17 protein-coding genes and 1 pseudogene are annotated in these 20379 nt (G+C 66.9%); 11 read left to right on the forward strand and 7 right to left on the reverse strand.

Annotated elements, in window-relative coordinates; all coding sequences use genetic code 11:
* Positions 1–14: 14 nt before the first annotated feature.
* Together FHT36_RS09700 and FHT36_RS09705 are read left to right on the forward strand one after the other, a co-directional pair.
* Positions 15–275 (forward strand): annotated as a pseudogene (locus tag FHT36_RS09700) (hypothetical protein); the annotation flags it as partial.
* 188 nt (positions 276–463) lie between these two features.
* Positions 464–1627: a helix-turn-helix domain-containing protein gene (locus FHT36_RS09705; protein ID WP_169122315.1), complete on the forward strand. Its 1164-nt coding sequence runs from the start codon at positions 464–466 to the stop codon at positions 1625–1627.
* Here the strand turns inward: FHT36_RS09705 and FHT36_RS09710 are convergent.
* Positions 1617–2858, reverse strand: a complete 1242-nt coding sequence (locus tag FHT36_RS09710; protein ID WP_169122316.1) for an ABC transporter substrate-binding protein — start codon at positions 2856–2858, stop codon at positions 1617–1619. The genes FHT36_RS09705 and FHT36_RS09710 overlap by 11 nt on opposite strands.
* Positions 2859–3222: 364 nt before the next feature.
* Between FHT36_RS09710 and FHT36_RS09715 the strand changes: the two genes are divergently transcribed.
* From FHT36_RS09715 to FHT36_RS09735, 5 genes are read left to right on the forward strand one after another with little or no spacing between them, the layout of a single operon-like run.
* Positions 3223–3675: a thioesterase family protein gene (locus tag FHT36_RS09715; protein WP_169122724.1), complete on the forward strand. Its 453-nt coding sequence runs from the start codon at positions 3223–3225 to the stop codon at positions 3673–3675.
* Positions 3676–4449, forward strand: coding sequence for an enoyl-CoA hydratase-related protein (locus FHT36_RS09720; protein ID WP_169122317.1), 774 nt, complete (start codon positions 3676–3678; stop codon positions 4447–4449).
* Positions 4450–4475: 26 nt separating this feature from the next.
* On the forward strand, positions 4476–5237 hold the full coding sequence (locus FHT36_RS09725) for an N-acyl homoserine lactonase family protein (RefSeq protein ID WP_169122318.1): 762 nt from the start codon (positions 4476–4478) through the stop codon (positions 5235–5237).
* Between the two features lie 47 nt (positions 5238–5284).
* Positions 5285–6037 carry an SDR family NAD(P)-dependent oxidoreductase gene (locus FHT36_RS09730; RefSeq protein ID WP_169122319.1) on the forward strand — a complete coding sequence of 251 codons (753 nt, stop codon included), beginning with the start codon at positions 5285–5287 and terminating at the stop codon, positions 6035–6037.
* Between the two features lie 44 nt (positions 6038–6081).
* On the forward strand, positions 6082–7626 hold the full coding sequence (locus FHT36_RS09735) for a class I adenylate-forming enzyme family protein (RefSeq protein WP_169122320.1): 1545 nt from the start codon (positions 6082–6084) through the stop codon (positions 7624–7626).
* Positions 7627–7722: 96 nt separating this feature from the next.
* Here the strand turns inward: FHT36_RS09735 and FHT36_RS09740 are convergent, their stop codons facing one another.
* The 3 genes from FHT36_RS09740 to FHT36_RS09750 are packed head-to-tail and all read right to left on the reverse strand — an operon-like array spanning position 7723 to position 11470.
* Entirely contained in the window at positions 7723–10080 is a 2358-nt protein-coding gene (locus FHT36_RS09740) for a xanthine dehydrogenase family protein molybdopterin-binding subunit (RefSeq protein ID WP_169122725.1), read from the reverse strand.
* A 23-nt stretch (positions 10081–10103) separates the two neighbouring features.
* Positions 10104–10586, reverse strand: coding sequence for a (2Fe-2S)-binding protein (locus FHT36_RS09745; protein WP_169122321.1), 483 nt, complete (start codon positions 10584–10586; stop codon positions 10104–10106).
* Positions 10586–11470: a xanthine dehydrogenase family protein subunit M gene (locus FHT36_RS09750; protein ID WP_169122322.1), complete on the reverse strand. Its 885-nt coding sequence runs from the start codon at positions 11468–11470 to the stop codon at positions 10586–10588. The genes FHT36_RS09745 and FHT36_RS09750 overlap by 1 nt, the downstream gene beginning before the upstream one ends.
* Before the next feature lie 128 nt (positions 11471–11598).
* On the opposite strand from FHT36_RS09750, the gene FHT36_RS09755 reads away from it, so the two are divergent.
* The 3 genes from FHT36_RS09755 to FHT36_RS09765 are packed head-to-tail and all read left to right on the forward strand — an operon-like array spanning position 11599 to position 15044.
* Positions 11599–12729: a zinc-dependent alcohol dehydrogenase family protein gene (locus FHT36_RS09755; protein WP_169122323.1), complete on the forward strand. Its 1131-nt coding sequence runs from the start codon at positions 11599–11601 to the stop codon at positions 12727–12729.
* 9 nt (positions 12730–12738) lie between these two features.
* Positions 12739–14229, forward strand: coding sequence for an NAD-dependent succinate-semialdehyde dehydrogenase (locus FHT36_RS09760; RefSeq protein ID WP_169122324.1), 1491 nt, complete (start codon positions 12739–12741; stop codon positions 14227–14229).
* A gap of 20 nt (positions 14230–14249) precedes the next feature.
* Positions 14250–15044 carry a carbon monoxide dehydrogenase subunit G gene (locus FHT36_RS09765; protein WP_169122325.1) on the forward strand — a complete coding sequence of 265 codons (795 nt, stop codon included), beginning with the start codon at positions 14250–14252 and terminating at the stop codon, positions 15042–15044.
* Between the two features lie 382 nt (positions 15045–15426).
* Here the strand turns inward: FHT36_RS09765 and FHT36_RS09770 are convergent, their stop codons facing one another.
* Genes FHT36_RS09770 through FHT36_RS09780 form a run of 3 tightly spaced genes read right to left on the reverse strand, consistent with a single transcriptional unit; the run spans position 15427 to position 18818 of the window.
* A complete protein-coding gene (locus FHT36_RS09770) occupies positions 15427–16608 on the reverse strand; it encodes an amidase (RefSeq protein ID WP_169122326.1) in 1182 nt (393 codons plus the stop codon).
* Positions 16605–17846, reverse strand: coding sequence for an amidohydrolase family protein (locus FHT36_RS09775; protein WP_169122327.1), 1242 nt, complete (start codon positions 17844–17846; stop codon positions 16605–16607). Before FHT36_RS09775 ends, FHT36_RS09770 begins: the two co-directional genes overlap by 4 nt.
* A 24-nt stretch (positions 17847–17870) precedes the next feature.
* A complete protein-coding gene (locus FHT36_RS09780; RefSeq protein ID WP_169122328.1) occupies positions 17871–18818 on the reverse strand; it encodes a LysR family transcriptional regulator in 948 nt (315 codons plus the stop codon).
* 298 nt (positions 18819–19116) lie between these two features.
* Between FHT36_RS09780 and FHT36_RS09785 the strand changes: the two genes are divergently transcribed.
* The gene (locus FHT36_RS09785; RefSeq protein WP_169122329.1) at positions 19117–20319 is read left to right on the forward strand and encodes an ABC transporter substrate-binding protein; all 1203 of its coding nucleotides are present in this window, start codon (positions 19117–19119) and stop codon (positions 20317–20319) included.
* The last annotated feature ends 60 nt before the right edge of the window (positions 20320–20379 follow it).

Here is a 20379-nt window from a genome sequence, read left to right on the forward strand (position 1 = left end):
CCTATGCACAAGCGGCGTGGCGGCTCACGATGCAGCGCATCTACAGCCCCTATACCGAGCGGGGCGCTATCAAGGGCCTATTGCCCTACGGCCCGCACAACGTGCGTGACGTCCTTGCCACCCGCATCCTGAAGGTCACGGGCTCCTACGAGCAAGCCCGCTGCGCAATTCCGAATACGCCCGAGATGGTCGCGAAACTATCCGGGCGCTTCCTCCCGCAGGACAAGGCTGCGCTCGCGGCCCGGATCCTCAACCCAGCGTGGGAGGCGGCCTGAGTGGCTGCGCCCCCTCTCAGCCCATCTGATCCTTGCAAATCCCGGATAGCGTGATCCAGGGGCAGCGGCCAGCGCTGCGATAAGGGTGGGCATCCAAGGGCGCTCACGGCCATATAGATATCCGCGCGACGGGCTTATTCGTTGATATTATAGTTGGACTGAAATTGTCACATGGAGTGCGCGGCCAGATGCCGAACGAGAAGCGTGCGGGCCTTGGACCAAATGCGAAGACCGCATCCAGGAGCCAGGCGGTGCCTCAGCTGTTTGAACGCAACTGCTCGGTCGGACGCACAATCTCCATCATGTCGGATGCGTGGAGCTTCCTCGTCATACGCGAGGCGTTCTTCGGCGCGCGGCGGTTTGAACAGTTCCGGACCGCGCTCGGGCTGCCACGCGGCACGCTTGCGGAACGGCTGAAGCGCCTCACCGTGCGCGGCATTTTCCGCCAGGTGCACTATTCGGCGAATTCAAGCCGAGCCGAATATCATCTCACGCGCTGTGGAATGGAGCTGTACCCGAGCTTCGTCGCACTGATCCGCTTCGGCGACCGCTGGCTTTCCGGCCCGGAAGGGCCGCCGCTCAAGCTGATCCACGCCACCTGTGGGCAGGAATGCGAACCCTATGTGGCTTGTTCCCACTGCCTCGGCGAGGTGAAGGCAAACCGTGTGCGCTACCGCGACGGACCAGGCGCTGGCCGCACCCCCGTGGAGCCGGCGAAGCGGGCGCGACGCACTGCTGAGTCATCGAGCTTCTCGCGTGGGCGCCCGAGCTCGGTATCGCGTTCCCTGGAGATCATCGGCGACCGCTGGAGCTTTCTTATCCTGCGCGAGGCATTCTTCGGCGTGCGGCGGTTCGACCAGATGCAGACAGAGCTCAGGATCGCGCCCAACATCCTCACCGAAAGGCTCGGGCGGCTCGTAACGCGCGGCGTGTTCGATCGGGTCAAGTACCAGGATCTGCCCGAGCGCTACGAATATCGGCTCACCGAAATGGGCAAGGACCTCTACGGCGCATTCATCACCATGGGCGCGTGGGGCGACCGGTGGCTGTCCGCCGGCGATCCGCCGCTGGTCCTGACGCATCTCGACTGCGGGCACGATTTTTCCGCGGTGGTGGTGTGCAACAAGTGCCGCAAGCCCATCGAGGCCCCCGACATGCGCTACCGCCTCAACTACGATCCGGCCCTCTACGGCGCTCCGCAGGCCGGCGACCGGATAGTCGAGATTTTGGTGTCGGGGGAGGATGCGCCTGCTCAGGATGTGCCCAGCCAAGACCCGGCGACGCAAGATGAGGCCCGGCCGGGGAAGCGGGCGGCCCCACGCCGGGGCCGCCCAGGGACCGCTACTTCTTGATCAGCGGGCACTGGCTCTGCGACAGCGGGCGGAAAGCCTGCTCGCCCGGAATGACCTGCACCAGCTTGTAATAGTCCCACGGGCCCTTCGATTCCGAAGGACTCTTCACCTGATAGACGTACATGTCGTGGATGAAGCGGCCATCGGCGCGGATGTAGCCGTTCTTGGCGAAGAAGTCGTTGACCTTCATCTCGCGCATCTTGGCCATGACGGCCTGAGCCTCATCGGTTCCGGCAGCCTCGACAGCCTTCAGATAGAGCATGGTGGAGGAATAGTCTCCCGCATCGCCCATGTGCGGCTTGCGGCCCATGCGCGCCTCGAAGCGCTTGGAGAAAGCGCGGGTCTCGTCGTCCCGATCCCAGTAGAAGGCATTGGTGAGCACGAGGCCCTGGGCATTCTCAAGGCCCATGGAATGGATGTCGGTGATCCACACGAGGAGCCCGGCGAGGGACTGCTTGCCGGACTGCGTCAGCCCGAAATCGTGCGCGGCCTTTACGGCGTTGATGAAGACGGTGCCGGAGCCGGCGACCGCGATCACGTCCGCTCCCGATCCCTGCGCCTGCAGCATGAAGGAGCCGTGATCGAGGGTGTTGATGGGGTAGCGCACAGCGCCCACCACGCTGCCCCCGCCTGCCTTTACCACCGACGCTGTGTCGGCCTCCAAGGCGTGGCCGAAGGCATAGTCCGCGGTCAGGAAGAACCAGTTCTTCTTGCCTTGCTTGATGAGTGCGTTCCCCGTGCCGACAGCCAGCGCATAGGTGTCGTAGGCATAGTGGATCGAGTTCGGCGTGCACATGTCGCCGGTGAGGCGCGAGGAGCCCGAGCCGTTGATGATGGCGATGCCGTTCTTTTCCTTCGCCACCCCGGCGACGCCGATCGCCACGGCCGAATTGATGAGGTTCGCGATCATGTCGACCTTGTCGACGTCGAACCATTCCTTCGCCTTGGCGATGGCAATCTCGGTCTTGTTCTGGTGGTCGGCGACAATGACCTCGATGGGCTTGCCGAGGACCTTCCCGCCGAAGTCTTCCACGGCCATCTTCACCGCCGTGACGGATCCCTCACCCGATTCATGGGAGAACTGCCCCGACATGTCGGTGAGAACGCCGATCTTCACCATGTCGTTGGCGATCTTGCCGGCCGCGGGCGGAGCCGCGGGGGTCTGAGCATGGGCCGGCAGCGACATGGCAAGCGCGGCGCATATCGTCGCCACGTGTGCAATCCTGGACATCCGTCTTCCTCCTGCGTGATCCGGCGCGCCTTTCCGGCTTAGCGTCCGGCTGGTCTGTCCCCGCACCGACCCATGTCTTTCATAAATGGACGTTTGAATTGCCGCGTCCCGGTCATTTCATCCCGCGGTGCAGTATGGAGTCTTGCGCGCCGCAGGAAATGCTGTCTGAGGCCGGTTCGTCGGTCCCGTATCGGTCGGTGCGGCATTGACAACAGCACTTTCAGTCTATTAATGCAAGTTACGAATTGATCAGCGGATCCGATCGACGCGACCGCCGTCCGGCGGCACGACGGGCCGGACAAGAACCGCTGGTGCCCGCCCGCGGGCAGGCCTGGAAGGGAGGCGGCAGGTGAGCGCGCGCGAAATGCCGGACCGACGGCAGAACTATCGACACTTCCGGGAGATCACGACGCGCTGGATGGACAATGACGTCTACCAGCACGTGAACAACGTGGTTTATTACTCATTCTTCGACACGGCCGTCGGCCATTACCTGATCGAGACAGGTGCGCTGGACGTCGAGGCCAGTCCCGTCATCGGGCTCGTGGCGGAGACGCGCTGCCAGTATTTCTCGTCCCTGTCCTTTCCCTCGAAGGTGCACGCGGGCCTGCGCGTCGGGCGCCTCGGAACTACCAGCGTGCGATACGAGATCGGCCTCTTCCGCGATGCGGACGATGTGGCGGCCGCACAGGGGCATTTCATCCATGTCTATGTGGACCGCGCCACGAACCGGCCGGTTCCGCTCCCGGACAAGCTGCGCCATGTTCTTGCGCCCCTCGTCGTCGACGAGGCGGGCATCGGGGCCAGGGAGGGCTGAATGGCGGATATCGAGATCGCCGTCGAGGATCACATCGCCACCGTTACGCTGAATCGTCCGGCGCAGCGCAACGCCATGACGCTCGCCATGTGGCGCGACGTGGCGCGGATATTCTCCGAACTTGGCGCGGACCGCGATGTGCGGGCGATCCTGCTCGCAGGCGCGGGCGCCGACTTCAGCGTCGGGGCCGACATTTCCGAATTTCCGGTGGTGCGCCACACGCTGGAGCAGAGCGTGGAATATGAAGTGGCGGTGGATGCGTCGTCCGACGCCATCGCCGGAGCGGGCAAGCCGACCATCGCCGTGGTCTCCGGCTATTGCCTCGGCGGGGGGTGCCACCTCTCCATGTCCTGCGATTTTCGCATCGCCGCGCCGACCGCCATCTTCGGCATTCCGGCGGCCAAGCTTTCCATCGTCTATGGCGTGCGCAGCACCCAGCGCCTGCTTTCGCTCGTCGGGCTCACGCAGGCGAAGCGCATCCTCTACACGGCGGATCGCATCCCCGCCGAGGAGGCGCTGCGCATCGGCTTCGCAGACGACCTGGCTGACGACCCGATGGCTGCGGCCCGAACCCTCGCCGGACGCATCGCGGCGAATGCGCCGCTCTCCGTGAGCGGGGCGAAGTTCATCCTCGACGGTCTCGCCATGGGGCCCGGAGCCCTCGATCTCGATGCCGCCCAGGCGCGCATCGACGGCGCATCCCGCAGCTTCGACTATCAGGAGGGGCGCAATGCCTTCGCCGAGAAGCGCCCGCCGCGCTTCGAGGGGCGGTGAGCGGTCCCGCACGGGAGGAAACAGCCATGAAGATGCACGTGCTTTCCGGCGGCCGCCTCCGGATGAAGCGGCACATCTACCAGCCCGATGCCGACCGCAGCGAGAGCATCGAGCTGCCGGTTGCCTCGATCCTCTTGCGACATGCCCAGGGCAACGTCCTGTTCGACACGGGCTGCCACCCGTCCGTCGTGGACGATGCCGAGGCGCGATGGGGCGGCGTGGCGCGGGCCATGACGCCGATCATGGGGCGCGAGGACAACGTGGTCTCGCAGCTCTCCTGCGTGGGTCTTGGGGCCGATGACATCGACGTGGTGGTCTGCTCGCACTTTCACCCGGACCATTGCGGCTGCAACGGCTTTTTCCGCAATGCGACAGTCATCGTCCACGCGGCGGAACTCGCGGCAGCGAAGGCGGAGAATGCCGCTTCCGCGGGCTATCTCCCGGTCGAGTGGGACCAGGGCAATCCCCTGGAGCTGATAGAAGGCGAGAAGGATCTGTTCGGCGACGGGCGCGTCACCCTCATCCCGTTGCCGGGCCACACGCCCGGCCTCACCGGTGCGCTCGTCGCTCTGGACCGCGACGGCGCCTTCCTGCTGGCCTCCGACGCGGTGAGCCTGCGGACCAGCCTCGACCCCGGCGTGGTGCCGAAGAACACCTGGAACGTCGATCTTCACCATCGCTCCATCGCGGAAATCCGCAGGATCGAGGCAGGCGGCGCCACCGTCCTGTGCGGCCATGACGACGCCCAGTGGCAGACCCTGCGGAAGGGGGCCGACGCCTACGAGTGAGGCGCAGTCCCGTTTCTATCCATCCTCTCAGTCAAGGCGGATTTTCCATGGATCTCAATCTCAAGGGCAAGGTTGCGCTGGTCACCGGCGGGGCGCGCGACGTGGGGCGCGAGATTTCGCTCGCCCTCGCCGCCGAGGGTGCAACCGTCGCGCTGAACTACCGCAACTCGGCGGAAGAAGCTCAGGCCGTCGTGGACGAGATCCGCGCGCTCGGCGGCGAGGCCAAGGCCTACAAGGCGGACGTCGCAGACTTCGCCGCCGTAAAGGCGATGGTCGAGGCCATCGTCACAGATTTCGGCGGCCTGAACATCGTGGTCAACAATGCCGGCCTCGCCATCCGGCAGAAGTTCACCGACTCCACCGAGAAGGAATGGAAGGCGCAGATCGATACCTGCCTCTATGGCGCGATCCATCTCGCCCACGCGGCCGTCCCGCATCTGGAAAAGGCGGGCGACGGGCGCCTCATCGCCATCGTCGGCGACTCCTCGCGCGTGGGCGAATCCGGCCTCGCCATCGTGGCGGCGGCGCGGGCGGGCACCATCGCCCTCATGAAGTCGCTGGCGCGAGAGCTGGGCCGCAGCGGCCTGACGGCCAACACCGTTTCCCTCGGCCTCGTCGAGACCGCTCACGACCGCTCGTGGGTGGAAGCCAATCGCGACAAGCTCACCAAATTCTATCCGCTGCGCCGCCTCGGCCAGCCGGAGGACATCGCACCGACCGTCGCCCTGCTCGCCTCGCCGAAGGGGTCGTGGATCACCGGGCAGGTGATCTCCATCTCCGGCGGCTTCTGCATGGTGTGAAGACAGCCGCGCACAAGAACGCGGTCATCGAAGGGGAGGAACGGATGCTCAAAGCGAATCTGATCGCTCCGGTGCCGGAGCTGTTGCGGCGGCATGCGACGGAGCGCGGCGGGAAAGTCGCGTTCCGAGATGCCCGGCGCGCCGTCACCTATGCCGAGCTGGCGCGGCGCACGGCGAACCTCGCCGGCCATCTCGCCGGCCTCGGCGTCGGGTCCGGCGATCGCGTGGCGATCCTGCTGCCGAACAGCGTCTCCTGGGTGGAGGCCTGCCTTGCCATCGTCCGGGCCGGGGGCGTCGCGGTGCCCATCAGCGCCGAGGCGGCGCCGGGAGAGGTGTCTTACCGCCTGTCCGACGCCGCGTGCCGGATCGTCATCACCACGGCCGCCCGCGCGGAGATGGTGGAGGCATTGCGGGCTGAGGCACCTAGCGTCGCCGGCCTGCTGCTGGTGGACGCCCCGGCCGGCGATCTGCGCAGCTTTGAGGCGCTGGCGGAGCTGCCATCCGCCGCGCCTGCGCGCGATCCCGATGATATCGATGTGGCGTCCTTCATCATCTACACGTCCGGGACCACCGGACGCGCCAAGGGCGTGCTGCTCACCTGCCGCAGCATGCTGTGGGTGACGGCGGCGTGCTGGAGCCCGGTCGTGGGCCTGAATGCGGACGACACGGTGCTGTCGCCGCTGCCGCTCTTTCATTCCTACGCCCTGAATTTCTCGGTTCTCTCCATCCTCGCCACGGGCGCAAGCGAGTACATCCTGGAGAAATACTCGACCCGCGAGGCCATGCGCCTGCTCGAAACCGGCGAGTTCACGGTCTTTCCCGGCGTCCCCACCATGTTCCATTATCTGATGGAGGCGGCGCAGGCCGAGGGGCGGACCTCCCTGCCGGGACTGCGCGTGTGCGTCTCGGCCGGCGCCATCATGCCGGCGACGCTGAACGCGGCGTTCGAAGGGGCCTTCGGCGTGCCTCTGCTGGATGGCTACGGAATCACCGAAACCTCCACCATGGTGACGATGAACGCCGCCTCGTCCTCGCGCGTCATGGGGTCGTGCGGCCTGCCCCTGCCGGGCGTCGCGCTGCGCATCGTCGATCCCGCGAGCCTGCGCGACCTCGATGCCGAGCAGGAGGGCGAGCTGATCGTGCGCGGGCCGAACGTCATGCTCGGCTATCACAACAAGCCAGAGGAAACGTCCAAGGCGCTACGCAACGGCTGGTACCACACCGGCGACCTCGCCCGTGCCGATCGCAACGGCTTCGTCACCATCACCGGCCGGCTCAAGGAGCTGATCATCCGTGGCGGGCAGAACATCGCCCCGGCGGAGATCGAGGAGGTGGTGCTGCTCTTCTCCAGCGTGCTCGACTGCGCCGTGGCGGGTGTCGCTCATCCCCAGCTCGGCGAGGTGCCGGCTTTGTATGTGGTGCCACGCGACTCCAGCTTCGACGCGGACATGCTGCTGGACCACTGCCGGCATCACCTCTCGTCCTACAAGGTGCCCCACGTGGTGCATCAGGTGGACGAGATTCCGCGCACCGGCTCCGGCAAGATCATCCGCTTTCGGCTGAAGGAGATGGTGCAGCCGTTGCCCTGACCCGGCGGCACCGCCGACTTCCCGCAAAGGGACAGGCGCCGGATCCTTCGGGTCCGGCGCCTGCTCTTTTTTGCGGATGGGTCTGCGGGGGGCGGCTCAGCCTGATGCGGAGGCCCGCGCGGCCTGCACCAGCCGGAACAGGCGATCCGGCGTCACCGGCAGGGTGTCCACCTCGATGCCGAGCGGAGCGAGCGCATCCGACACCGCATTTGCGATGGCCGCCGGCGCGCCGATGGTGCCACCCTCTCCCATGCCCCGGAAGCCGCCGATATTGTTCGGCAGTTCCGCCTCCACGTGCAGGATCTCGATCTGCGGCATGGTGCTGGCGATGGGCACGAGATAGTCGGCAAGGCTCGCGGTCAGCAACTGCCCGCCATCGTCGTGCACGACCTCCTCCAGGAGGGCAGCGCCAATGCCTTGCGCCACGGCGCCATGCACCTGTCCATCCACGATCAGCGGATTGATGATGCGCCCGCAATCCTCCGCCACGGCGAAGCGCGTCACCGTGACGGCAAAGGTGGCGGGGTCGATCTCCACCATGGCGAGGTGGGTGGAGGCGCAGGCCGTGCCGAGATAGGGGTCGTAGCTCTCGGAGCCGACGAGATCCTCCCGCTGCTCGTGCGGGATGCGGCCCATCTGCGCATAGACCGCGTGGGCGACCTCCCGGAAAGTCATTGTTGCATTGGAGGAGCGGGCGCGGATGACGCCGCCTTCGGCCTCAAGGTCTTCCGCCGGAACATCCATGAGGAAGGCGGCGGCCTTCAGCACCTTTGCCTTCACCACCCGAGCGGTCTTGGTAGCGGCGCCGCCGCCGAGCACGGCCGAGCGGCTGGCGTAGGTGCCCGTGCCCATGGGCACGAGGGCGCTGTCGCCGTGCAGGATCTCGATGTCCTCCATGCGGCAGCCCAGTTCGTCGGCCACCACCTGGGCCAGCGTCGTCTCCAGCCCCTGCCCGTGGGACGAAATGCCGAAGGCGGCGGTGACGGCGCCGGTCGCGTCGATGCGGATGGAGGCGGTCTCGGTGCCGGTATTGATGGGCATGCCCGGCGCGACAGCGATGCGCGAGCCGATGCCGGTCAGCTCCGCATAGCTGGCAAAGCCGATGCCGACCCAGCGGCCCTCGGCCCGCGCCGCATCGCGCTGGCGCACCAGCGTCGGATAATCCACCAGATCGCACACGCCCTGGAGGCATTCCTGGAAGGCGGACCGGTCCCAGATGATGCCGGAGCCGGTGCGGTAGGGAAATTCCTCGGCCGTGACGAGATTGCGCCGGCGGATCTCGGCCGGGTCCATGCCGAGCTGGCGGGCCGCCATATCCATCAATCGCTCCATGGCGAAGGTGGAGGACGGGCGGCCGACGCCGCGATAGGGGCCTGTCGGCGGCTTGGGGGTGAGCACGCCGCGCACCCGGCCGCGATAATGCTCCATGCGGTAGGGGCCGGGCAGGAAGCTCACCACCTGCACCGGCTCCAGCGCTCCGGTCCAGGGATAGATGGAATAGGCGCCGATATCGCCGATCACGTCCGCCCGGAGGCCGAGGAGGTGTCCGTCCGCATCCACCGCCAGCTCCGCCTCGATGGTCTCGTCGAAGGCTTGGCTCATGGCGGTGAGGTCCTCCATGCGGTCGGCGACGAACTTCACCGCGCGCTCCAGCTTGCGCGCGAGCACGCAGACCAGCATCTCCTCGTGGTTCAGCGATCCCTTGCCGCCGAAGCTGCCGCCCACGTCGGGCGCCACCACGCGGATCCGGTTGCCGGGCAGGTCGAGGCAGGTGCCGAGCACGTCGCAGATGATGCCGGGGATGTTGGTGGAGGAATGCAGGGTGAGGGCCTGTCGTCGCCGGTCCCACTCGGCGAGGTAGGAGCGGGTTTCCATGGGCATGGGCGTCTTGCGCGCCATGCGGAAGCGGCCCTTCACCACCACCGGCGCCGTGGCGATCGCCGCGTCCACGTCGCCCCGGGCGAAGGTGCGGGAGATGATCACATTGGTGCCGGCCTCCTCATGCAGGAGCGGAGCGCCGTCTACAGCTGCCTCATCCTTCGAGACGGCGACGGGCAGCGGCTCGTAGTCGATGGAGATCAGCTCCAGCGCGTCCTCGGCGGCGTAACGGCTTTCGGCCACCACCGCGACCACCGGCTCGCCGACATAGCGCACCTTGCCCTCGGCAAGGGGGCGGAAGGGCGTTGCGTAATAGCCTTTCATGCGGGACGTGGGGATGGCGGGCTTGAAGTCGCCGGTGATGTCGCCCGCATCGAAGATGGCGACGACACCGGGCACTGCGAAGGCTTCGCCCACGTCTATGGACCGGATGCGCGCATGGGGCTGGTCGCTGCGCAGCAGCGCCACGTGCAGCAAGCCCGGCGGGTCCATGTCGTCCACATAGCGGCCGGAGCCGGTGAGCAGGCGCGGGTCCTCGGTGCGCTTGATGCGCTGGCCGACCAGCTTGGGCCGCATTTCCACGGAGGCATCGAAGGCGGTCACGTCAGCGGCCCCCTCGCGCGCGCCAGCTCGCGCACGGCGTCGACGATGTGCTGATAGCCCGTGCAGCGGCAGATGTTGCCGGAGAGCGCCTCGCGGATCGCGTCATCGGTCTCCAGAGGATGGTACCGCAGCATGTCGGTGATGGTCATGAGGAAGCCCGGCGTGCAGAAGCCGCATTGCAACCCGTGATGATCGCGGAAGGCCTGCTGCAGGCGGCCGAGATCGCCCATGCGGCCGAGCCCTTCCACCGTCTCGATGGTGGCGCCATCCGCCTGGATGGCGAGGGTAAGGCAGGAACGCGCGCTGCGCCCGTCCAGAAGGATGGTGCAGGCGCCGCACACGCCGTGCTCGCAGCCCACATGGGTGCCGGTGAGGCCGAGGTCGTGCCTCAGGAAATCGCTGAGCAGCAGGCGCGGGTCCACCGCGCGGGTATGGGTCAGCCCGTTGATGGTGAGCGTGATGGTGAATGCATCCTGCATCACGCTGCTCCTTCGGCCGTATCGCGGGCGCGACGCCATGCGTCCGCAAGCGCGCGGCGCGCGAGGGCCCCCGCGAGGTGGCGGCGATAGTCGGCGGAGGCGCCGAGATCGGAGTTCGGTTCGATGGACGCCTGCAGGAGGGTCGCCGCCTCGTCGAACGACGCGGGGGTACCCTCGCGACCCTCGAGCGCCGCTTCCACATCGCCCAGCCGCAAGGCCGTGTCGGCGATGCCCATCATGGCGATGCGCACATTGCGCATCCATCCATCCGCCCGCGTCATGAGCACGGCCACGGCCGCCAGCGCATAGTCGCCGTGCCGGCGGGAAAACTCCTCGAACGCCCAGCCGGTGCCGTCCTGCGGAATGGCGAGGTCGACCGCCGTGACCATCTCGTCCGGCTCCAGCGCGGTGGCGAGGGAGCCTATGAGGAAGTCCCGCGCCGGCATGGTGCGAGTGCCGCGCGGGGACGCGATATGGATGGTGCCGTCGAGCAGCAGCGTCATCATGGGCATCTCGGCGGCGGGGTCGGCATGGCACACGCTGCCGCAGAAGGTGCCGCGGTTGCGCACGGTGAGATGCGCCACATGCTTCATGGCGGCGTGCAGCACCGGAATATGCCGCGCCACCAGCACATCCTCCGCTGTCATGCGGTGGCGCACCAGCGCGCCGAGCCGCAGCGTGCCGGCTTCGAGGGTGATGCGGTCGAGGTCCGGGATGCGGTTGATATCCACCAGAACCGACGGCTTCACGAGGCGAAAATTCATCATCGGCATCAGGCTCTGCCCGCCCGCGAGCACCTTGCCGTCGCCGCCTGCGCCCGCGAGCGCCTCCACCGCGTGAGCGATGCTTTCGGCGCGAACATAGTCGAACCGGGCGGGCTTCATCGGCGCATTTCCGGCATGTCGGTTTCCGTTCCCTAGTGACTTGCATTATTAGACTATGTTAATCGGTGTCAAGCTGCCCGGGCCAGAGGCGGCATGCGCGCTTGAAGGACGTAAGGGAGCACCACGCCATGAAGATCAAAGCCGCCGTCCTGCGCAGCATGGGCGCGCAGATGCCCTACGCGCAGAGCCAGCCGCTCCATATCGAGGAGGTGGAGCTCGATCGACCCGGCCGGGACGAGGTGCTGGTGAAGATCGCGGCGGCGGGCCTGTGCCACTCGGATCTTTCCGTCATCAACGGCAGCCGGCCGCGGCCCATGCCGATGGCCATCGGCCACGAGGCCGCTGGCGTGGTGGTCGAGGCCGGCGAAGGGGTGGACGATCTCAAGCCGGGCGATCACGTGGTCATGGTGTTCATGCCCAGCTGCGGCCATTGCCAGCCCTGCTCGCAGGGGCGGCCGGCCCTGTGCGAGCCGGGCGCGGTGGCCAACGGCAAGGGCGAATTGCTGACCGGAGCGATCCGGCTACACGAGGGCGAGGAGACCATCCATCATCATCTGGGATGTTCCGCCTTCGCCGACCATGCGGTGGTGTCGCGCCGCTCATTGGTTCGAATAGACAAGGATATCCCGCTCGACGTCGCGGCGCTGTTTGGCTGCGCGGTGCTGACGGGGGTCGGCGCCGTGGTGAACACCGCCCGTGTCCAGGCAGGCGAGACCGTGGCTGTCGTCGGCCTCGGCGGCGTGGGTCTCGCCGCCGTCCTCGGGGCTCTGGCGGCAGGCGCCGCACGGGTGGTCGCCGTGGACCTCTCGCCGGAAAAGCTTCAGCTCGCCAAGGACCTTGGCGCCACCGGCGTCGTGGACGCACGCGCCCCCGATGCCATTGAGCAGGTGCGGGCGCTCACGGGCGGCGGCGCGGATTTCGCGTTCGAGTTCGCCGGCTCCGCGCGGGCGCTCGAGAATGCCTACAAGATGACCAAGCGCGGCGGCACCACCGTCACCGCCGGCCTGCCGCCGCCGGATGCCGTGCTGCCGGTGAACATCGTCAGCCTCGTCGCGGAGGAGCGCACGGTGAAGGGCAGCTATATCGGCACCTGCGTGCCGGTGCGCGACGTGCCGCGTTACATCGAGCTCTACAAGGCGGGGCGTCTCCCCGTGGACCGCCTGATGAGCGGGCGCATCCCGCTCGAAGACATCAATGAAGGCTTCGATCGGTTGCACGATGGTTCCGTCGTGCGTCTCGTCGTGGACTTCCAGAGCTGAGAGGGCGCTATGTCTGACAAGAATTCCGCCGCGACGCTTGGGCTCGCGGATCCGAGCCTCTTCCGAGAGGCCAACCTCATCGGCGGCGAATGGGTGTCCGCCGCCAGCGGTGCGACCATAGCCGTCACCAATCCGGCGGATGGCACGCTCATCGGCCATGTGCCCGCCCTGTCGCGCCCTGAAGTGGCGCGCGCCATCCATGTGGCCCATGCGGCGCAGAAGAGCTGGCGGGCGAAGACCGGCAAGGAGCGCGCTGCAATCCTGCGGCGCCTGTTCGATCTGATGATGGCGAACCAGGACGACCTCGCCCGCATCATGACCGCCGAACAGGGCAAGCCCTTCGCCGAGGCGAAAGGCGAGATCGCGTACGCAGCCGCCTTCATCGAGTGGTTCGCCGAGGAGGCCAAGCGCGTCTATGGCGATACCATTCCCGCTCCCCTGCCGGGCCGACGCATCATCGTGCAGAAGGAGCCCATCGGCGTCTTCGCCGCCATCACCCCGTGGAATTTCCCCTCGGCCATGATCACCCGCAAGGCGGGGCCGGGCTGGGCCGCCGGCTGCACCGGGGTGATCCGCCCCGCGAGCGAGACGCCCTTCTCCGCCCTCGCGCTGGGCGTGCTGGCTGAGCGCGCTGGGCTGCCGCCCGGTGTCTGCAACATTATCACCGGCCCCTCTTCCGAAACCGGCAAGGAGCTGTGCGAGAACCCCCTCGTGCGCAAGCTCTCCTTCACCGGGTCCACGCGGGTGGGCGCGCTGCTCCTCGCCCAGTGCGCTCCGACGGTGAAGAAGACCAGCATGGAGCTTGGCGGCAACGCGCCCTTCATCGTCTTCGACGACGCCGACCTGGACGAGGCGGTCAAGGGCGCCATGGCCTCCAAGTATCGCAACACGGGGCAGACCTGCGTGTGCGCCAACCGTTTCCTGGTGCAGGGCGGCGTCTACGACACCTTCGCTGAAAAACTGGCTGATGCGGTCGGGCGGCTGAAGGTGGGCCCCGGCATGGCGGAGGGCGTCACCCAGGGGCCGCTCATCAATGCCGCAGCCGTCGCCAAGGTGGAGGAGCACATCGCCGATGCGGTGTCGAAGGGCGCCCGCATTGTTACCGGTGGGCAGCCTCATGCCCTCGGCCACAGCTTCTTCGAGCCGACCGTTCTGGCTGACGTGCCGAAGGACGCACTCATCTTCTCCGAGGAGACATTCGGGCCGGTCGCCCCGCTGATTCGGTTCGAGACGGAGGCCGAGGCGATCGCGCTCGCCAACGCCACCGAATTCGGCCTCGCCGCCTATTTCTACAGTCGGGACGTGGGCCGCATCTTCCGCGTGGCGGAGGCCATCGAGGCGGGCATCGTCGGCATCAACGAGGGGCTCATCTCGACCGAGGTCGCGCCGTTCGGCGGCGTGAAGTCATCGGGGCTCGGCCGTGAGGGCTCGAAATACGGCATCGAGGACTATCTGGAGATCAAATACCTCTGCCTCGGCGGCATCGACACGCCAGCCTGAAGCGGAAGGGAGACACGCACATGGACATGAGAGGCGAACAGCGCATCCCAGCCCCGCGCGAGGTGGTCTGGCGGGCACTCAACGATCCCGAGATCCTGAAGCTTTGCATCCCAGGCTGCCAGGAACTGGTGAAGAGTTCCGACACGCAGATGAGCGCGAAGGTCGTGCTCAAGGTGGGGCCGGTGAGCGCGCGGTTCGAAGGCGCGGTGACCCTCTCCGACCTCGATCCGCCGAACAGCTACCGCATCAGCGGCGAAGGACAGGGCGGAATGGCAGGCTTCGCCAAGGGCGAGGCGATAGTGCGTCTGGAGGTGGATGGCGAGGGGACAATCCTGCGCTACGAGGTCGAGGCTCAGGTCGGCGGCAAGCTCGCCCAGCTCGGCGCCCGGCTCATCGACGCGACGGCGAAGCAGATGTCTGGAGCCTTTTTCAAGCGCTTTGCTCAGGAGATCGTCGCGCGCCGGGACGGACGGCAGGGTGACGCGCCGGCGTCGTCTACGGTGTCGGGGATGGCCTCCACCGCAACACCCCCTGCCACCCCTTCGCACGGCGCATTTTCTGCCGCGCCTCCCGGGCCACAGGCAAGCTCGGGCGGAATGCGCCTCGCTGGCCTCTGCGTCGTCGCTGCTTCACTCGTCGCTTCGGCCTATTTTCTTTCCGGCTCTCTGGTCAGCGAGCCAAGTGGCCGGATCGGAACCTCACCTGACTTCGTCGGGGCGGTGATCCTCATCCTGACCGCGAGCTTGGGCTACCTCTTCGGCCGCCTCCAAGGCGTTGCGTCGACCGTCGTTACGATCAGGCAGGAAGCAGGTTGAGCCAGGGCTGTTGACCACATAGGCCAGACACGGATCATCGAGGCTTGGCGGATCGATAGAAGCGCCGTCGGACACCATACGATCCTCGGCGTCTTGTGCCCGTCGATGTCCGCCAACCGGTCCCACCGGGACACAAACCAGTCGGACCTAACTTATGACCGGCCGGAAATGGGGAATACGTCACAGGCGCTCCACGGGCAGGCGCAATTGCGTAGCTCACCCTGCCGCCCTTTGGTTTAGGCAGACGGTTCGCTTTACGGCCCAGCCGCCATTCTGAAGAACGAACCGGCGGTGCGCGGCGCCGAACTCGGAACAAGCCCGCTGAACTCTCCACAATGCCCCTTACAGCTGTAACGCCGCCGCCAGTGACATTGCGCGAAGGTCAGTGCCCGGCCATCACCGAGGCCGCGCGCAGCAAGGCGGTGTCGCTGCCCGCTGGCCCGACCAGCGACAGGCCAAACGGTGCGCCATCGACCTGCGCCAGCGGCAGGGACACCTGAGGCAGGCCGCCGAGGCCGGCGATGCACAACAGGTTCATCGCCAGATGCCGGGTGGTGACCTCCACATCGGCGGTGGCCATGCCGCGTAGCGGAGCGGGGCGCGGCACCGTGGGCATGAGGAACGCCGTGCCCGCTTGCAGGAAGTCGCGGAGCCGGGAGCGGATGGCGATCCGATGGGCGGCGGCAGCTTCGACCGCCGAGGGGGCGACGGCACGGGCGGCGTCGAACCGCTCCTTTACACCCGGCCCGAAGGCGGGCCGCACACGCTCGATCCATGGCCCCACCGAGGTCCAGATTTCGGCCGCCTGCAAGGTGCGGAAGGTGGCGGACCAAGCATCGAGCGCGTCGGTTGCCAGGGCGATCTCCTCACAGGGCGCGATCGTCTCCTGCGCCAGCCGGAGAGCGGGGGCGAGGGCCTCGGCCGCCTCGGGCGACAAAAGGTCGAACGCCTCGCGCGGCGCGATGAGGCGGGTGATGGGCGACGCCGGCGTCGCGTCGGCCAGAAGCACGCGGCCCACGCGCTCCAGAAGGACGGCGTCGCGGGCGAACCAGCCCACGCAATCGAAGCTGGGGGCGAACGGGGCGACGCCGTCGAGCGGGATCCGCCCATGGGTGGGGCGCATGCCGAACAGGCCGCAATAGCTTGACGGCACGCGCACGGAGCCGCCGCAATCGGTGCCGAGGGCGAAATCCACCGCGCCGCCCGCCGTGGCCGAGGCCGAGCCGCTGGAGGAGCCGCCCGGCACACGATCCGGCGCGGCCGGATTGAGCGGGGTGCCGTAATGCATGTTCTCGCCGGTGAGTGAGTAGCACAGCTCATCGGCGATGGTCTTGCCGGCAAGGCTTGCGCCCGCGGCCAGCAGGCGCTCCACTGCCACGGCAGAGCGCGCAGCGGGCGGGTGGGTGGCCAGCCAGTCCGGATGGCCGTTGCCGGTGGAGGTGCCGGCCACGTCCATCACATCCTTCACGGCAAAGGCGAGGCCGGCGAGCACGCCGGACGCCGCACCGGGCCGGGCAAGGCGCGGACCGGGGATGAAGGCACCGAGGGCGTCGGCACCGCTCATTGTCCGCACCCGCAGCCGGGAAAGTGCAATTTCGCCCGGTCCCGCGTCAGGGTGCGTCGACCGCCCTTGAAGGCCGCGAGGACAGGGGACAGCTCAGCCACCGCAGCGCGTGGCGAGGAACTGTCGATGATGACGAAATCCGCCGCCTTGCCGGCTTCCAGCCCATAATCCGCAAGGTTCATGAGGCGGGCGGGGCGGCTCGTGACCATATGGAAGCACTCGGTCATGTCGTGAGCCGAGCCCACATGGCAGATGTTGGCGTTGAGGTTCGCCATCCGCAATTGCGAGCAGTCCCCGAACGGGGTGAAGGGGTTCAGCACATTGTTGGTGGAGAGCGAGCAGTTCACCCCATGCTGCAGCAGCAGGTGGGCTGGCGTGACGCCGCGCGTCTTGGCGAAGGTGCGATCCCGGCCCATGAGGAACAGGTCGGTGGAGGGCAGCACCGTGAGCGCGACGCCGCAATCGCGCATGCGCATGGCGATCTGCGCCAGCCGTTCCGGCTCCACATAAGCGAGCTTGGTGACATGGCCGATGGCCACCCGCCCGCCCCAGCCGAACCGTTCGGTAAGCGTGCAGACATAATCGAGATCAAGCGCCGTGGGGTCGGCGCCGAAATCCAGATGCATGTCGATGTCCACGTCGAAATCACGGGCCATCTCGAACACCCGGTCGATCTGGCCATGGGGGTCGGTGTCCGTATAGGGCGCAGCGCCCACCGCCCTCGCCCCGCGCCGCAGCGCCTCCACCATCAGCTCGTCCGTGCCGGGATTGTTGGTGAGGCCCTCCTGCGGAAACACGCAGACCTCGATGTCCATGGCCCAGCGATAATCTTCCACCAGCCGCACCACCCCCTCGAACCCGCGCAGGCCGATGCCAGGGTCCACCTCCAGGTGGGTGCGCATGTGGGTGGTGCCCTGGGAGATGGCTTTCTCGATGGTGCGCCGGCCCCGGGCGTAGACGTCCTCCGGCGTGAAGTCCTTCTTGGCGCGGGCCACCTCGGCGATGGCCTCCTCCAGATCGCCGCGCCGGGACGCGCAGCGATCGAGGATGCACGACTTGTCAAGGTGGATGTGGGTTTCCACGAAACCGGGGGCGACGAGGCACCCTTCGGCATCCACCACCTCGGCATCGGCCGTGATGTCGGGCGCGATGGCTTTGATACGGCCGGCGGCGACGGCGATATCGACGATATGGTCCGGTGCGTCTGGCAGGCGGGCGTTCTTGACGATGAGGTCCATGGGGGCTCGACAGGCTGGCGGGGTTCACTTCACGGTGGCGCGGGCCTTCTCGCCCTTGAGCTTGGCGCGCCAGGTTCCGGTCTCGACCATCTCGGCGATGACATCGGCCATCACCTGGGCCACCGCCTCGGAGCCGCGCGGGTTCATGCTGCGCTGGGAGACGACGACGGACAGCCGCCAGGATGGCGTCGGGTCGAGGATGGAGACGGCCACCATCTCGCCGCGCGCCATCTCATCCATGAACGCGAAATGGGGCATCACCCCCAGCGCCCGGCCGGAGCGCACCAGCCGCGCGATGGTAGGCAGGCTGTCGCACGCCATGGCGACGGGCTCCACGTCATTGCGGGCGGCGAACTGCTCGATCACCGTGCGCATCACGTTGGGCGCGCCGGGCAGCACGATGGGCCACGCGAACATGTCGCGGAACGAGACACTGCCTTGCGCGGCCAAAGGGTGGTCCGGCGCGACGAACAGCATCAGTTCCTCGACCATCATCTCGGTCCAGGCCACGTGCTCGAACGCCTTGTGGTCGTAGAGCAGGGCCACGTCCAGCCGGCCGGCCTGGAGGAAATCGTCGAGATAGCCGGTCATGGCCTCCACGACGTGAAGGGCGATGTTGGGCTGATGCTCGGCCATCGCCGAGATCAGGGGCAGGCCGAGGCCCCGGCAGGCGGAGGTGGGCAGCCCCACCGACACCCTTCCCGAGGGATTGAGCGACTTGGAGCGGACCTGGTCCTTCACCCGGTCCACCTCCTCCAGGATGCGGCGGGCATGGTCGTAGAATTGCTGGCCAAGCTCGGAGGGCGTGACGCCACGGGCGTGGCGCATGAGCAGTGCGACGCCCAGCTCTTCCTCCAGATTTTTCATCTGCTGGCTCAGCGAGGGCTGAGCAATGCGCAATACCTCCGCCGCGCGCGAGAAATTCCCGCTTTCTGCAATCTGGACGAAGTATTTGAGCTGACGAAGATCCATGGATCACCTTTGCACCAGATGAAATGGCATCGCTCAAAAGCGATTGTCAAATTGCATGATATATAGTCATATGCCTAAACTATGAGCTATAAACTCTCATATATATATAAAATTCAATTAGTTATGATCGATACCTAGAGAACACTCCAGCCTATTATCTGACCCTATAGTCACAGCCTATATCTATGATCGGAAAATAATCTTTGTCCTGAGGCTGTGCCTATATCAGCCTCATCTCGCAGATGATTTTCGGGCGGTGATGCCCGGCACGTCCTGTACACGGCAGGAGAAAACAGACATGCCTCCACAGAGCATTTTGCGCGGCCAGCTTCTGGCTGCGGCGGTGGCGCTTGGGCTTTCCACCAGCCTTTCGGCCACCGCGGCGTTGGCCGATCAGGAGCCCTGCATCGGCAATTCCGCCGCAGTCACCGGCCCGGCCGCCTTTTCCGGGCAGGCCATCAAGATGGGCGCGGAGATCGCCATCGAGGAAATCAACGCGGCGGGCGGCGTGCTCGGCAAGAAGCTGCGGCTGATCCAGTATGACGATGCCGGCGCCCCGCCGCGTGGCGTCGACAACACCCGCCGCATCGCGCTGGCGGACAAGTGCATCGCCGTGCTCGGCGGCTTCCACTCCACCGTTGCTTTGGCGCAGGTGGACCCGGTGCACGAGATCGGCATTCCCTACATGGGCGTGTGGGCGGCCAACACCAAGGCCATCGAGAACGGGCGCGATCCCAACTTCATGTTCCGCGTCTCCGCCAAGGACAAGTGGGTGGCCCGCTTCCTGGTGGACGAGGCGCTGAAGGTGTCCAAGACCGGCAAGGTGGCGTTCTTCTACGAGAACACCGGCTGGGGCAACGGCGCATTGCCGGACGTGAAGGCCGCGCTTGCCGCCAAGGGCAAGGAGCTGGTCGCCGCCGAGACCTTCAACTGGAACGACCAGGACATGTCGCCCCAGGTGATCCGCGCCCGCGACGCCGGGGCGGACGTGGTCATCGTGTGGTCCCTCGACCGCGAGGCCAACCAGATCCTGCGGTCCATGGACAAGGCCAGCTGGAAGCCGGCCATTGTCGGCGCCTGGGGCATCTCCGGCAATCTCGGCGAGCTGGCCGGCCCCCTCGCCAACGGGGTGCGGGTTATGCAGACCTATTCCTTCCTCACCCCGCAGAGCGAGGCCGGCAAGAAGCTGCTCGCCGCCGTGGAGGCCCGGACCGGCATCAAGGATCCGAAGGACATCAAGGCGCCCTCCGGCATCGCCAATTCCTATGACGCGGTCTACGTGCTGGCCGACGCCATCAAGATCGCCGGCTCCTTCGACTGGAAGAAGGTGCAGCAGGCCCTCTACCAGGTGAGCCGTGACGGCCTCGTCGCCCCCTACAAGCCGGCCTTCGACAAGGCCGACCCCGAACGCCAGGACGCCATCCTGCCGCAATACTACCTGCTGACGGTCTGGCACGACGGCAAGCTGATCCCCCTCAAGGGCTCGCCCTACGACAAGTGAGCCCGCGCGGGAGGCGGTTTCCCTCACCGCCTCCCGCTTTCTGTCTCGTCCACCCTGCCA

The sequence above is a fragment of the Xanthobacter sp. SG618 genome (assembly GCF_012932745.1).
GTDB lineage: Bacteria > Pseudomonadota > Alphaproteobacteria > Rhizobiales > Xanthobacteraceae > Xanthobacter > Xanthobacter flavus.

Bases quoted from the DNA above. Each gene is read 5' to 3' on its own strand.
- FHT36_RS09760 (WP_169122324.1), top strand. From the start codon at position 12,739: ATGTCTGACAAGAATTCCGCCGCGACGCTTGGGCTCGCGGATCCGAGC.
- FHT36_RS09765 (WP_169122325.1), top strand. From the start codon at position 14,250: ATGGACATGAGAGGCGAACAGCGCATCCCAGCCCCGCGCGAGGTGGTC.
- FHT36_RS09780 (WP_169122328.1), bottom strand. From the start codon at position 18,818: ATGGATCTTCGTCAGCTCAAATACTTCGTCCAGATTGCAGAAAGCGGG.
- FHT36_RS09745 (WP_169122321.1), bottom strand. From the start codon at position 10,586: ATGCAGGATGCATTCACCATCACGCTCACCATCAACGGGCTGACCCAT.
- FHT36_RS09770 (WP_169122326.1), bottom strand. From the start codon at position 16,608: ATGAGCGGTGCCGACGCCCTCGGTGCCTTCATCCCCGGTCCGCGCCTT.
- FHT36_RS09755 (WP_169122323.1), top strand. From the start codon at position 11,599: ATGAAGATCAAAGCCGCCGTCCTGCGCAGCATGGGCGCGCAGATGCCC.
- FHT36_RS09785 (WP_169122329.1), top strand. From the start codon at position 19,117: ATGCCTCCACAGAGCATTTTGCGCGGCCAGCTTCTGGCTGCGGCGGTG.
- FHT36_RS09710 (WP_169122316.1), bottom strand. From the start codon at position 2,858: ATGTCCAGGATTGCACACGTGGCGACGATATGCGCCGCGCTTGCCATG.
- FHT36_RS09735 (WP_169122320.1), top strand. From the start codon at position 6,082: ATGCTCAAAGCGAATCTGATCGCTCCGGTGCCGGAGCTGTTGCGGCGG.
- FHT36_RS09720 (WP_169122317.1), top strand. From the start codon at position 3,676: ATGGCGGATATCGAGATCGCCGTCGAGGATCACATCGCCACCGTTACG.
- FHT36_RS09715 (WP_169122724.1), top strand. From the start codon at position 3,223: ATGCCGGACCGACGGCAGAACTATCGACACTTCCGGGAGATCACGACG.
- FHT36_RS09705 (WP_169122315.1), top strand. From the start codon at position 464: ATGCCGAACGAGAAGCGTGCGGGCCTTGGACCAAATGCGAAGACCGCA.
- FHT36_RS09775 (WP_169122327.1), bottom strand. From the start codon at position 17,846: ATGGACCTCATCGTCAAGAACGCCCGCCTGCCAGACGCACCGGACCAT.
- FHT36_RS09725 (WP_169122318.1), top strand. From the start codon at position 4,476: ATGAAGATGCACGTGCTTTCCGGCGGCCGCCTCCGGATGAAGCGGCAC.
- FHT36_RS09750 (WP_169122322.1), bottom strand. From the start codon at position 11,470: ATGAAGCCCGCCCGGTTCGACTATGTTCGCGCCGAAAGCATCGCTCAC.
- FHT36_RS09730 (WP_169122319.1), top strand. From the start codon at position 5,285: ATGGATCTCAATCTCAAGGGCAAGGTTGCGCTGGTCACCGGCGGGGCG.
- FHT36_RS09740 (WP_169122725.1), bottom strand. From the start codon at position 10,080: ATGCGGCCCAAGCTGGTCGGCCAGCGCATCAAGCGCACCGAGGACCCG.